Origin of the sequence: Synechococcus sp. R60.1 (assembly GCF_047461835.1) — a bacterium.
Classification (GTDB): Bacteria; Cyanobacteriota; Cyanobacteriia; order Thermostichales; family Thermostichaceae; genus Thermostichus.
In genome coordinates this window covers 28,812-41,362 of the sequence record NZ_JANSIA010000013.1, presented here as the reverse complement: position 1 = coordinate 41,362, position 12,551 = coordinate 28,812, and the positions used below count along the sequence as shown (strand labels likewise).

General features: G+C 58.3%; 15 protein-coding genes and 1 riboswitch. Of the genes, 10 read left to right on the top strand and 5 right to left on the bottom strand.

Annotated elements, in window-relative coordinates:
• Positions 1-274 precede the first annotated feature (274 nt).
• From ndk to NW834_RS03535, 3 genes are all read right to left on the bottom strand, one after another.
• On the bottom strand, positions 275-724 hold the full coding sequence (gene ndk, locus NW834_RS03545) for a nucleoside-diphosphate kinase (RefSeq protein WP_414418817.1): 450 nt from the start codon (positions 722-724) through the stop codon (positions 275-277).
• 87 nt (positions 725-811) lie between these two features.
• Positions 812-1,483 (bottom strand): HupE/UreJ family protein, encoded by a 672-nt coding sequence (locus tag NW834_RS03540; RefSeq protein WP_011431938.1) that lies wholly within the window; start codon positions 1,481-1,483, stop codon positions 812-814.
• 49 nt (positions 1,484-1,532) lie between these two features.
• On the bottom strand, positions 1,533-2,045 hold the full coding sequence (locus NW834_RS03535) for a hypothetical protein (RefSeq protein WP_414418816.1): 513 nt from the start codon (positions 2,043-2,045) through the stop codon (positions 1,533-1,535).
• A gap of 61 nt (positions 2,046-2,106) precedes the next feature.
• On the opposite strand from NW834_RS03535, the gene NW834_RS03530 reads away from it, so the two are divergent.
• The 7 genes from NW834_RS03530 to NW834_RS03500 all read left to right on the top strand — a co-directional run bounded on the left by NW834_RS03530 (position 2,107) and on the right by NW834_RS03500 (position 9,001).
• Positions 2,107-2,460, top strand: coding sequence for an MGMT family protein (locus NW834_RS03530; RefSeq protein ID WP_414418815.1), 354 nt, complete (start codon positions 2,107-2,109; stop codon positions 2,458-2,460).
• 180 nt (positions 2,461-2,640) lie between these two features.
• Complete coding sequence (locus NW834_RS03525) at positions 2,641-4,632, top strand: bifunctional metallophosphatase/5'-nucleotidase (RefSeq protein WP_414418814.1); 1,992 nt, start codon at positions 2,641-2,643, stop codon at positions 4,630-4,632.
• A 357-nt stretch (positions 4,633-4,989) separates the two neighbouring features.
• Positions 4,990-5,517, top strand: a complete 528-nt coding sequence (locus tag NW834_RS03520; protein ID WP_011431942.1) for a hypothetical protein — start codon at positions 4,990-4,992, stop codon at positions 5,515-5,517.
• A 51-nt stretch (positions 5,518-5,568) separates the two neighbouring features.
• Entirely contained in the window at positions 5,569-6,033 is a 465-nt protein-coding gene (locus tag NW834_RS03515; protein ID WP_414418813.1) for a GUN4 domain-containing protein, read from the top strand.
• 45 nt (positions 6,034-6,078) lie between these two features.
• A complete protein-coding gene (locus tag NW834_RS03510) occupies positions 6,079-6,816 on the top strand; it encodes a DUF1995 family protein (RefSeq protein ID WP_414418812.1) in 738 nt (245 codons plus the stop codon).
• A gap of 112 nt (positions 6,817-6,928) precedes the next feature.
• A riboswitch (TPP riboswitch) is annotated at positions 6,929-7,031 on the top strand.
• Between the two features lie 5 nt (positions 7,032-7,036).
• On the top strand, positions 7,037-8,404 hold the full coding sequence (gene thiC / locus NW834_RS03505) for a phosphomethylpyrimidine synthase ThiC (RefSeq protein ID WP_414412965.1): 1,368 nt from the start codon (positions 7,037-7,039) through the stop codon (positions 8,402-8,404).
• Between the two features lie 210 nt (positions 8,405-8,614).
• Positions 8,615-9,001 carry a VOC family protein gene (locus tag NW834_RS03500; protein WP_414418811.1) on the top strand — a complete coding sequence of 129 codons (387 nt, stop codon included), beginning with the start codon at positions 8,615-8,617 and terminating at the stop codon, positions 8,999-9,001.
• A 129-nt stretch (positions 9,002-9,130) separates the two neighbouring features.
• Here the strand turns inward: NW834_RS03500 and psbM are convergent, their stop codons facing one another.
• Together psbM and NW834_RS03490 are read right to left on the bottom strand one after the other, a co-directional pair.
• Entirely contained in the window at positions 9,131-9,238 is a 108-nt protein-coding gene (psbM, locus tag NW834_RS03495) for a photosystem II reaction center protein PsbM (protein WP_071818137.1), read from the bottom strand.
• 86 nt (positions 9,239-9,324) lie between these two features.
• Positions 9,325-9,621 (bottom strand): 2Fe-2S iron-sulfur cluster-binding protein, encoded by a 297-nt coding sequence (locus NW834_RS03490; protein ID WP_414350488.1) that lies wholly within the window; start codon positions 9,619-9,621, stop codon positions 9,325-9,327.
• Between the two features lie 363 nt (positions 9,622-9,984).
• Here NW834_RS03490 and psbB point away from each other — a divergent pair, with 363 nt between their 5' ends.
• From psbB to NW834_RS03475, 3 genes are all read left to right on the top strand, one after another.
• Complete coding sequence (psbB, locus tag NW834_RS03485; RefSeq protein ID WP_011431948.1) at positions 9,985-11,517, top strand: photosystem II chlorophyll-binding protein CP47; 1,533 nt, start codon at positions 9,985-9,987, stop codon at positions 11,515-11,517.
• Positions 11,518-11,642: 125 nt separating this feature from the next.
• Entirely contained in the window at positions 11,643-11,741 is a 99-nt protein-coding gene (locus NW834_RS03480) for a photosystem II reaction center protein T (protein ID WP_414343593.1), read from the top strand.
• A 399-nt stretch (positions 11,742-12,140) separates the two neighbouring features.
• Positions 12,141-12,551, top strand: a complete 411-nt coding sequence (locus tag NW834_RS03475) for a response regulator (protein ID WP_414355353.1) — start codon at positions 12,141-12,143, stop codon at positions 12,549-12,551.

The window sequence follows — 12,551 nt, the reverse complement described above, 5'->3', positions numbered from 1 at the left end:
GTGGTTGGCTTGCCAACTGCAGGGCTACCGTTCGCGCCAGCGGGCCGGAGGCCTTAAGCCCGCCCTGTACTGCGAAGCAGTCAGGGTCGGGTAGTTTACTAGCAAACAGATCCTGCTTGCCGCTCGAGTTTTGGCAGAGAAGGGGTGGTTCAAGGCACTTCCAACAGAGCCGCTTGCGGCCAGCCGAAGCCAGTTCGAAACACGGCCCTAGCGCTCTGCACTACTTCCGGTCTGGAACCTGCGAACACGACTACCCCTTGCCTGCAGCAAGTACCTACTCATAAATCCAGCTTTGGGTGACCGGCGTCCAGCTCACCAATTCCGACTCATCGAACCAAAGGGCGATCTCCCGCTGCGCGGTTTCAACTCCATCGGAGCCGTGAATGAGGTTGCGGCCAATGTCGATGCCAAAATCGCCGCGAATGGTGCCCGGTTCTGCCTCCAGGGGGTTGGTCTTGCCGATGAGCTTACGGGCGGCAGCAATCACCCCTTTGCCCTGCCAGACCATAGCCACCACCGGCCCCGAGGTAATGAACTTCACCAAACTGTGGAAGAAGGGGCGCTCCTTGTGTTCGGCGTAATGGGCTTCCGCCAGCTCTTGGCTCACTTGCACCAGCTTCAGGCCCACCAATTGGTAGCCCCGGCTCTCCAGGCGCTGGATGATGGTGCCCACCAGCCCCCGCTGCACGCCGTCTGGCTTGATGGCAATAAAGGTGCGCTCCATGGGATCTCCCCTCGTTTTACAGATCTTCACCGCTATCCTTGTACCGGATCGGGGATCCCGAGCGCAAGGGAGCAAAATTAGCGCTTTTTACGCGCCCACCACTGCCAAGGTCAGGAAGGCAGCCCCCACCACTGTAATCGCCCAGCCGGCCCAGCGGGTTAAGCCAGGGATCCGCAACCCCCAGCGTTCTGCTGCCCAAAGGGCCAGGAGAGCTACCCCATACTGGACGGTGCTCAACCCCAGTAGATATCCCACCCAAGGCATGGGTTGGGCGCCGATAATGGTTTCGGCGTAGGCATAGCCATGGAATAGCCCCGCCAGGGATCCCCCTATTAGCAAGAGCCAACTTGGGATCTGCCGCGGTTGCACCAGCAGCAAGCCGAAGAGAACCACGGAAGAGGCAATGGCCAGCTCCGTCAGTCCCAGGGGATCCCAGCCGGCCAGGTGGATCCCAGTGCCCACCAAACCTGCCAACACAAAGCCCAGCGGGATCCCGTAGCGCCAGGGCTGCCCCGCCGCCACAAGACCGATGGCCACGACGAAGGCCAGGTGATCCAAGCCAATGACAGGGTGAGCCAGCCCGGAGAGAAATCCCTCCCAGGCCGTTGCAGGCAGTTTCCCTCCCAGGGCGTGGTGGGCAAAAGCCGGCGAAAAAAACCCCGTAACTGCCAGTGCACCCCCAGCAGCGGCAAAGCTGGGGATCCCTTCCTTCCGCCACCGCCCAAGCGGCGATGGGACTTGCTGCCACAGCCAAGACATGCTTTTGGACCTCCCTGAGTTCTCTCAATAGCTGCCCAGATCTCCCAGTCTAGGGGCGCTCTCTGTACCCTTGCAGATTTTCCGGCTCAAACTGGCGCAAAATCCGCGTGGCTTCGCGGAGGCGGGTTTCGTTCTCTTCTTCCACAATGAGCACGTACTTGCCCGCAGCGAGGCGGTTGCGGTAAGCCAAAGCATCGCCGGAGCCACCAGACAAGCCCACTCCGCCGCCGACGAAAAAGCTGCCCATGGCCCCGCCCATCGCGCCCAATAGGCCGCCGATCAGGTGGTTGCCTATAGGTCCCGCCCAGGCAAAGGTATCCAAACCACTCAAAACGCTGAACCCCACCCCGGCCAAAAAGCCAAAGGGCACCAACCAAATGGCCAGGCGCCGCATCTGACGGCGGGCCGCTTGGGCCGGGTCAATCAGCCCAAACTCGTCGGCACTCTTGTAGCCCCGCCCCAGCAGATGCAATCGCTCCAGGGAAAAGCCGGCTTGTTCCAGGGCGCTGCAGGCCGCCTCAGCGGCTATGCGATCCGGCAGTACCGCGATTAAATAGCTCATGGACCCGGGGATCCAATCCGTTCCACATCTTATTGTCTGCCAAGTTTGAGCGAGGATCCCTGTGACCCAGTCTGGCTCCACTAGCGCTCCATCTACTAGCCTCTACCAGCGCTTTTACGAAGTGGTGCGGCGGATCCCGCCGGGCCGAGTGGCCACCTATGGGCAGGTGGCGCGGGTTGCCGGTTACCCCGGCTATGCTCGCCAGGTGGGCTATGCTTTGTTTCGCCTGCAAGGCCAAAACACCGACATCCCTTGGCACCGGGTGATCAACGCCCAGGGCTGCATTTCCTACTCCCCTTTTCGCCTGGGCTACGACGACCTGCAGAAAGCGCTGCTGCAAACCGAAGGGATCCACTTCGACGCCGAGGGCCAGGTGGACTTGCAACAATTTGGCTGGGATCCATGGGAAGCTTAACCTAAACTTGACCTAACCTTAGACAGGCCATAACGAAACCCCCATCCCACCCCTGGTAACGTGAACGCGGAAGCGCCTCGTCTCCTGGATGCTCGTGGATGGAGTGAAGCAATCATCATGATGAAATCAGCTTGTTACACCCGAGGGCCTTCCCCTACAAGGGAGTGGCGTCGGTATGGGATGGCCTTGGTCAAAGGCTTTTGGGTTGGGCTGTGCTGTCTGGTGTTGGGTTTGGCCAGCGCCTGCGGCACCAGCAGCTCTGTTCCCCCCAGTGGAGGGGCAGGGTTTATCGCCTCGGATCCCAATGTGGCCCTCTCGACTCAGCCGCCCGCTTTTACCCTACAAATCCTACACGCCAGCGACTTGGAAGCCTCGATAGCTGCCGTACAAGATGCGCCGCGCTTCTCGGCGGTGGTGAATGCTCTGCGCCCCCAATTTCCCAACACGGTGGTGCTCTCCAGTGGGGACAACTATATCCCCAGCCCCTTCTACAACGCCAGCACGGATCGGTCTCTGCAAGGCCGTTACAACCTCACCCCTGGCAAAGCCGATATCGAGATCATCAACGCCATTGGCTTTGAGGCGGCTGCCTTCGGCAACCACGAGTTCGACCAGGGCACGCGCCAAATTCGCGACCTCATCCGGCCCGACACTGGCCGCGGCTACGCTGGGGCTCGTTTTCCCTACTTGAGCGCCAACCTCAGCTTCAGCGGTACCGGCGAATTGGCTAGCTCTGACTTTGCTGCTGATGGTCAAGAGGCCAGCTCTATCCGCGGCAAGATCGCCAAGACGGCGGTGATCACGGTAGGAGGGCAGCGGATCGGTCTGGTGGGAGCCACCACCACCCGTTTGGCGGCCATCTCTAGCCCCGGCCCAGAGGTGAGGGTGGAAGGCAGGGTGGACGATACTGACCAGGTGAGTGCCGCTCTAATCCAGGGCTTTGTCGATCAACTCACTGCCCAAGGCATCAACAAAATTATCCTCCTGGCCCACCTGCAGCAGTTGCAAAACGAGGTAGCCCTGGCCAGCCAATTGCGAAATGTGGACATCATCATTGCCGGGGGATCCCACCGGGTGATTGCCAAGCCCACCGACCGCCTGCGCACCGATTTGCCGGATACCCGCACGGGTGACTACCCCATCTTGCGCTCCTCTGCCAGTGGTCAACCGGTGGCGGTGGTCAACACCGGCTCCAACTATCGCTACGTGGGCCGCCTGGTGGTCAGCTTTGACGCCAACGGGGTTATTGCCCGCATTGACCCGGTGAGCGGTGCCTATGCCACCGACGACCAAGGGGTAGCAGCTGTCAGGGGCACCCCCAATCCTGACGTGGTTCGGGTGGCCAATGAGATCGGCAACATCATCCGCACCAAGGATGGCCGCACCTTCGGCTCCACCACCCAATTTCTCAACGGCCTGCGGGCAGAGGTGCGCACCGAGGAAACCAACCTGGGCAACCTCACTGCCGATGCCAACCTGGCCTACGCCAGAACGGTTGATCCTTCTACGGTCATCTCCCTGAAAAATGGTGGCGGCATTCGCGCTCCCATCGGAGCTACCACAGGGGGTGGCGGCGGCGAGCCGGTGCGGCGGATCCCACCGGTTGCTAACCCTGAGGCCGGCAAGCAGTCCGGTCAAATCTCTCAGCTGGACATCGAAACGGCCCTTGCTTTTAACAACGGCCTCTCTCTGTTGACCGTCACCGCTGAGGAACTGAAGCAGATAGTGGAACACGGGGTGGCGCAAACCCAGCCGGGAGCTACGCCGGGCCGCTTCCCGCAAATTGGCGGCTTTGCCTTTAGCTTTGATCCCTCGCGGCCACCGGGATCCCGCGTCCTCTCCTTGCGGGTGGATACGCCCACAGGTCGGGATGTGGTGGTGCGCAACGGCCAAGTGCAAGGGGATCCCAGACGCACCTTCCGCCTGGTGACCCTGGACTTCTTGGCCAATGGTGGGGATGACTATCCCTTCCCTCGCCTGTCCAACCCCAACCGGGTCAACTTGGCCCCCAGCTCTGGCATTACCTTCGACACCCCCGGCAGCGAGCAAGATGCCTTGGCTCGGTATTTGCGGCAGATCGGCGTGTTCACCCAAGCAGACACCCCGCCTGCCCAGGATACCCGCATCCAGAATCTGTCGGCCCGCCCCGATACGGTGCTGCAAGGGCTGTAGATTGGGTTAATGGACTGAGGCGGATGGATCCGGAGGAGTAGGGATTCCGATGCCAGACTCACTTCTTGCAAAAGGGGAGAGTGGCTTGGGTTAATTCCCTCAGCAACGCCATAGAAAATGTCTTGAGCTTTTTAGGAAAGACTACAGGAAGGGATCCCTGGCCAGTGTCAAGGATCCCTTTTCTTTTTCCCACTTCCATCCCCGCTGTTGTTGCTTGGCAAGGCTTACACGAATGCCCGGACGGGCCGTGAACCTTGCGGGCATTGCCCACAATAGGTGGATTTGTATACGGATTGAATTGCTTCCTCAAGGAGGAATCATTACCATCAAGGGTGACGTTCGCTCCTTTTGCTGTTCATGACTCTGGAGACGTTTTTTACCCAGCTCAACGCCAATGGCTTAGCCATTGCGCTTTTGCTCTTTGCCACCCCTTGGGTGGTTTGGGTTCTCTGCGACTGGATCCCAGGCCAATGGGAGGAGCCTTTTTTGCTCAGCTTAAGTATCGGCTTGGGAGCGGTAACTCTTGTCCTCTGGGCGGGCTACTTGGCCTATGCCACCAACACCGCCGGCTGGCAGGCGGTGGTGAAGCAGGCGGATATGTTCTTGCTGCTGGTGCCTCCCTGGACTTTTCTTAGCTCCATCTGGGTGGCGCGGCAGCGCATGCCTCTCTCGCGGGTGCCGGCTTTTCGCACCTTGCAAGGGATCGGCATTTTGGCGGCAGTCTATCTTATTTTTTCTTGGCTCAGTCGCCGGGTTTATCTTGTCTTTTTTTCCTACATGCCCTTTTCGGCTTTCTTGTGGATCCTGGCAGGGCTGTTGGGGGTGGCGTACATCGGCTATCGCATCATCTTCGGGGATCCGCCCAAGTACCCGCCTGAAACCTGAGGGGACGGACAGCAGGGACTAAAATCAAGGGAGACCTTTTGCAACTTGGCAATGGTGACCGTCCCTCTGACTTCAGCCCTGAATATCGACTATCGTCCTCTACAGGAGCTGTTATCGGCGGGAGCCTGGCTGGAGGCGGATCGGCTGAGCCTACAACTGCTATGTCGGGCGGCAGGAGAGGGGGCGGCGCGGCGGGGCTGGCTGTATTTTTCCGAGGTGAGCCGGATCCCGGTCGAGGATCTGCGCACGATCGATCGCCTGTGGCGGGCGGCCTCCGGGGATCGCTTTGGCTACTCTGTGCAGCGACAATTGTGGTTGGGGGTGAATCGCAACTGGGAGCGCCTCTGGCCGCTCATTGGCTGGAAGCAGGGCTACCACTGGACTCGCTACCCTGACGAGTTCATCTGGGATCTCTCCGCCCCCAAGGGCCACCTGCCCCTTTCCAACCAACTGCGGGGCGTGCGGGTGCTGGAGGAATTGCTCACCCACAAGGCTTGGGAAGACTCGTCAGGCTAGGCAACCGTTTCTTGAACCTTGTTGGATCTGATTTGGATCTGAGCTGTGGCGGAGCAACTGCAACTGACTCAATTTCCCGACCTGCCCGTCGATCTGGCCCAAGCCTGCGAACAAGCCATTCGGGCAACTCGCTTGGCCATGCAAGCAGGATATCGCCGCCTGCTCATTGAGATCCTGGCCCCCGACATCAAGCCAGAAGTATTGTCCCGCCCGTTCTTGGAGCTGCTGCAACCGCCTGCTTTGGTGCTATTCAGCGATGCCGGCGGAGCAGCCCTGGCCCAGCGGGAATGGGGATCCCTGCCAGAAGGGATTGAATTACAGAGCTTGACTTCCCGGACTCAACCTACCCCAGAACAGAGCCTCCTGCTGGTGATGCCCGCGGTTTACAGCTTGGATCAGGTGGAGCGGGTTTGCCAAGCGGTCAGCGGCGGGGATCCCTCTGGACTGACTTCCAAAGGACGGGATCCCAAACCCGTCGTTCTCCTCAACCCCCAATTGCAGGATGCCGCCACCGTGGGGGTGGGTCTGGCCGGTCGCCGACTGCGTCAGCGGTTCCTGAGCACCTTTGAGACCAGCTACTACCTGCGCTCCCTGGTGGAGGGGGCCCTGTTTCGGGCCTATCCGGATCCCTGGAGCGTGTGGCAGCAGGAAGAGCCCGGCCTCTACAGCGTTCTCAAAACCTTTGTGGCCCGACCCAGCGGGGAAGAAGTAGCCGAACTGTTCCGGGCCCGCAGGAAAAAGGGGCTCTGGTGGAGCTGGCGGCGCTGGCTGGGATCCCTGTGAGGGTCAGGATCTCATGGGGAGAAAGGCCAGGGGTGAGGGTTAGTACTATCTCAAACTCTTTTAATAAAGACTATAAAGCTCCCCGCCTCATCTCTATTTCGGTGATATGATCACACCACGCTAGGAGTGTCTGGGGATCCCCCCCCCAGGCTGAGATTACATCCTCAGAACCTGATCTGGTTCATACCAGCGTAGGAAAGCGAGCACTGGAGTTGACAACATGCGCAGCGAATGGGTTGCCCGTCGCCGTGGGCAAGCAAATGTAACGCAGATGCACTTTGCCCGTCAGGGCGTGATTACCGAAGAGATGGAGTATGTGGCCCGGCGGGAAAACCTGCCGCCGGAACTGATCCGCTCGGAAGTGGCCCGGGGTCGCATGATCATCCCTGCCAACATCAATCACACCAACCTCGAGCCGATGTGCATTGGGATCGCTTCCCGGTGCAAAGTCAATGCCAACATTGGCGCTTCCCCTACTTCTTCCGGCTTGGCCGAAGAGCTGGAAAAGCTGAAATTGGCCATCAAATACGGCGCCGATACCGTTATGGATCTGTCCACTGGCGGGGGCGATTTGGATGAAATTCGCACAGCCATTATCCAAGCTTCTCCAGTGCCCATTGGCACGGTGCCCATCTACCAGGCCCTAGAAAGCGTGCATGGCAATGTCGAAAAACTCTCGGCAGAAGATATCTTGCATATTATCGAAAAGCAGGCCCAGCAAGGGGTGGACTACATGACCATCCATGCCGGGATCCTGATCGAATATCTGCCGTTGGTGCGCCATCGCCTGACGGGAATTGTTTCTCGTGGGGGTGGGATCCTGGCCCGTTGGATGTTGGCCCACCACAAACAAAACCCGCTTTATACCCACTTCCGCGACATTATCGAGATTTTCAAGAAATACGATGTTTCTTTTAGTCTGGGAGATTCTTTGCGACCGGGATGTTTGCACGATGCCTCTGATGAGGCGCAACTGGCGGAGTTGAAAACCCTGGGCCAGCTGACCCGCATGGCCTGGGAGCACGATGTGCAGGTGATGGTAGAAGGGCCGGGGCACGTGCCGATGGATCAAATTGAATTTAACGTGCGCAAGCAAATGGAGGAGTGCGACGAAGCTCCCTTCTACGTTTTGGGGCCTTTGGTAACCGATATTGCGGCAGGCTATGACCACATCAGCTCCGCCATTGGGGCGGCCTTGGCTGGCTGGTATGGTGCGGCAATGCTCTGCTACGTCACCCCCAAGGAACACTTGGGTTTGCCCAATGCTGAGGACGTGCGCAACGGCCTCATTGCCTACAAAATTGCCGCCCATGCTGCCGACATTGCCCGTCATCGGCCTGGGGCCAGGGATCGCGATGATGAGATGTCCAGAGCTCGCTATAACTTCGACTGGAACCGGCAGTTTGAATTGTCTTTGGATCCAGAACGCGCCAGAGAATATCACGACGAAACCTTGCCGGCAGATATCTACAAAACGGCAGAGTTCTGCTCCATGTGTGGGCCAAAGTTTTGCCCCATGCAAACCAAAATGGATGCAGAGGCTTTGAGTGAGCTGGAGCAGTTCTTGGCCGCGCAGCCAACAGGGTAAGCCTTGGCCCATCCCTGCCCTGAAGGCTTGAAAAAGGCCATCGTCTGTCTCGCCTATGGACTGGGTTGGGATCCCTGTCTCAAGTTCTCAAGAAGTCAGGTCTAGAGCCCTGTCTTGCTGCAGGGATCCCTGCCCTTTGCGGCGGGGAGTGTGTCAAGCTGATCTGTAGAAGAACCATTGCAGTTGGCTCAATTGAGCACAGAGGATGACATGGCACTTAGACAACTCGGGCATGTCGCCATCCGGGTAGAGGACATTCCCAAGGCGGTGGAGTTCTACCAAAAGCTGGGCATGGTTAACGTCTGGCAGGATCCCGACTGGGCCTACATGAAGGCAGGAGAGGATGGGCTGGCACTGCTGGGGCCGGGCTATCGCGCAGCAGGGCCCCACTTTGGCTTTGTCTTCGACAACCTGGAGGAGCTTCGGCAAGAGCACCAGCGCCTGAAATCCCAAGGGATCCCGGTGGGGGAAATCCACAGCCACCGGGATGGCACTGCCTCTTTCTATGGCAAGGATCCCGACGGCAACCTGTTTGAGTTTTTGTATGAGCCTGCGGGGACTTTCGACAGGGCTAGGTCAGCTCAAGCAACAGCTTGACCGATAGAGCTCCAAATACCCTTAATTCGCCCAGCCTAGACGACAAAAGACGAAGGGATCCCCTCCTACACAGGGGATCCCCCCTTTTGACCAGGATTTACCCGACTTGAGCCAGTGGGAGTTGCCCGGTCAGTCGCCAGATCTGCTGGAGGTTTGCACGTACAAAATCACCAGGAAGATGGCGGGCACCAGAACAACTAAGAGGGTGGCCAAGATGCCCAGGTAGTTCGTCTCCATAACTCACAAATGCCACAAGCCCAACTGGCAGTCAGCATACCACTCTGAGGTGCGACTTGCCCAAAGGGAAAACAGGCGGGCCAAGGCTAGGGCTTTGTTTTGACGGAAACATCCCCCAGCACTTTGGTCTGGCAGGCAAGGCGGTAGCTATCGGGCTTGCGCTTGAGCTTGCGGTTTTCTGCCTCGGTGCGAGGGGAGAGATGCTCGGATCCCTCGACAATCTCCACCACACAGGTGCCACATTGGCCGTTGCCGCCGCAGTTGAGCAGCTTGGCCATCATTTTGTAGAGATCGATCTGGTTTTCCAGAGCCTTCAGGCGCAGGTTAGCGCCTTCAGCGACGAAGATCTCTCGGTTCTCGTTGACGAAGCGGATCGTTGCCATACCCCTGCCAGAAACCACGACACCTTTCAGACTGAGCCAGGAGAGCGCTCACAGTTGCTAAGTATTGTAACATTTTAAGTCATATTTTTAATCTCTGGCGAGAGATCTGGGAAGATGATGCCTAAAGTGAGACGGCATCCTGCCTGAAGCCACTCAGGTCGGTAGCGTTTCGTTATACTGTTTGATGCCCGCGATGGAAATTCTGAGAGCGATATCCTAGTTGGGTGCGCTCAGGGGTTCAAGCGGGTGCGGCACCCCTCGACTCTGAAGAAACTGCTCAGGTCAGGATCCCAGGTAAGATGTCGGCTTAATTGTTTGACTGGATATCGCGTAAGTGTTGGAGAACGTGGAGGACCGAGCTTTATGGGACTACCGTGGTATCGGGTCCATACGGTTGTACTGAATGACCCAGGTCGCCTGATCGCGGTTCACCTGATGCATACCGCTCTGGTAGCAGGTTGGGCCGGATCAATGGCGCTTTATGAGACGGCCATTTTCGATCCGTCGGATCCTGTCCTGAATCCGATGTGGCGTCAGGGCATGTTTGTCATGCCATTTATGGTTCGCCTGGGGGTGGTCAACTCCTGGGGCGGTTGGAATATCTACGGCGAGAGCGTAGCCAATGCGGGCTTCTGGACGTTTGAAGGGGTAGCCACTGCCCATATCGTTTTGTCCGGCTTGCTCTTCTTGGCTGCCTGCTGGCACTGGGTGTACTGGGATCTGGAGCTGTTCCGGGATCCCCGCACCGGCGAGCCGGCTTTGGATCTGCCGAAAATATTTGGGATCCACCTGCTGTTGGCCGGGATCCTCTGCTTTGGGTTTGGCGCCTTTCACCTGACGGGGGTGTTTGGCCCGGGGATGTGGGTGAGCGATCCCTATGCGACGACGGGACACGTCCAGCCGGTAGCACCGGAATGGGGGCCAGCCGGTTTTAACCCCTACAACGCCGGAGGGGTGGTGGCCCACCACATTGCTGCCGGCATTGTGGGCATCATTGCAGGTCTATTTCACATCACGGTACGCCCACCCCAGCGCCTCTATCGCGCTCTGCGAATGGGGAACATCGAGACGGTGCTTTCCAGCTCGATTGCGGCGGTGTTTTTTGCCGGTTTTGTGGTGGCCGGAACCATGTGGTACGGCAGCGCCACTACCCCTGTGGAGCTGTTTGGTCCCACCCGCTACCAATGGGATTCTGGCTATTTCAACCAGGAGATTAACCGCCGGGTAAATGCGGCTATGGAAGCCGGGATGACCCGCAGCGAGGCCTACAACTCCCTGCCCAAATCTTTGCTCTTCTACGACTACGTGGGCAACAGCCCGGCCAAGGGGGGTCTGTTCCGAGCTGGCCCCATGAACAAAGGGGATGGCATTGCCATCGAGTGGCTGGGCTACCCGGTGTTCCGTGACCGCGAAGGGCGCGAGCTGACGGTGCAGCGGATGCCCAATTTCTTCGAAACCTTCCCGGTTATTCTGCGGGATGCCGATGGCGTGGTGCGGGCAGACATTCCTTTCCGTCGGGCGGAGTCTCGCTATAGCTTTGAGCAGGTGGGCGTGACGGTGGAGTTTTACGGCGGCAAGCTGGACGGTCAGGTGTTTACCGACCCGGCAACCGTCAAGAAATATGCCCGCCAGGCCCAGTTGGGTCAGTTGTTTGAGTTCGACCGAGAAACCCCCAAGGCGGACGGCACCTTCCACACCAGCCCCCGCGGTTGGTTTACCTTTGCTCACGCGGTCTTTGCCCTGCTGTTCTTCTTTGGCCACATCTGGCACGGCGCTCGCACTCTCTTCCGCGATGTGTTCGCCGGTATTGACCCGAATATGAGCGAGGAAATGGTGGAGTTTGGCGTCTTCCAGAAAGTAGGGGATCCCACCACTCGCAAGGTTCAGGAAGCCTAGAGCCCTTTTCGGCGATGCCGTCGGCACTCTGCTTCACTTTGGAGATGGGGTGCTGGCGGCTCCGAGTTAATCTGGAATCAAGCCCCCCTTAGCAATCCTTAGCAATTCTGACTTGGAGGTTTCGTATGGAAGTCATCACCTACACCTTTATCCTGTTTTTGACGTTGGGCCTTTTATTTTTCGCAGTTGCCTTTCGGGAAACTCCGAGAATTACCAAGAAGTAACCCAGGGTAGTGGCTGCCGTTCCTGCTGTGCCGGGCTCAAGCAAGGCAGAGGGAAGGTCAGTCTCTTTTGAGATTTGTGGTTTAGGCTTAGTTCTGGATGGGGCCGGAGCTCTCTCCGGCTTTCCTATTTGCGGTTGGGTAGCGGCAACTCGGAATGGAGTGATTCCAAAATAAGATTCCAAAATAAATAGTCAAGTAGCGGCAACCTGAGGATCCTTCCTTTTGGGAGAGGAGGGGGGAGTTCTCAGAGCTACTGAGACCCTTTTCGGTACTCTTCAGTACTCTGTAGGAGAACGCTTGTCCTACTGCTCAAATTGAACTCGCTAAGGATGCCTTAGGATGGCTTTTGGGATCCCAGAGACAGCTTAGCTTGGGTTCAGATTCAAGATTGGGTTAACGATGGCAACAGTGCTGCTGGTGGAAGATGATCCGATCAACGCCCGTGTTTTTGAGAAGGTGTTGCGACGGCGGGGTGGGTTTGAGGTCTTTCACAGCCAGGATGTGGAGCAGATTTTGAAGCTGGCCCAGGGGCACGAGGTGGATGTCATTTTGTTGGATGTTTCCCTGTCCCAGAGCACCTTTCGCGGCGAGGCGGTGGACGGGATCCGCATTGCCCAACTGTTGAAGGCGGATCCGAAAAGCAGCTCCATCCCCATCATTTTGGTGACGGCCCATGCGATGCGCGGCGACCGCGAGGCATTTTTGGCCCAGAGCGGGGCAGATGGCTACATTGCCAAGCCGGTGGTGGATCATGAGGAGATGGTGAATCAAGTTCGCCAGGTGTTGTCTCGAGGGCCGGGGCAGGGGTGA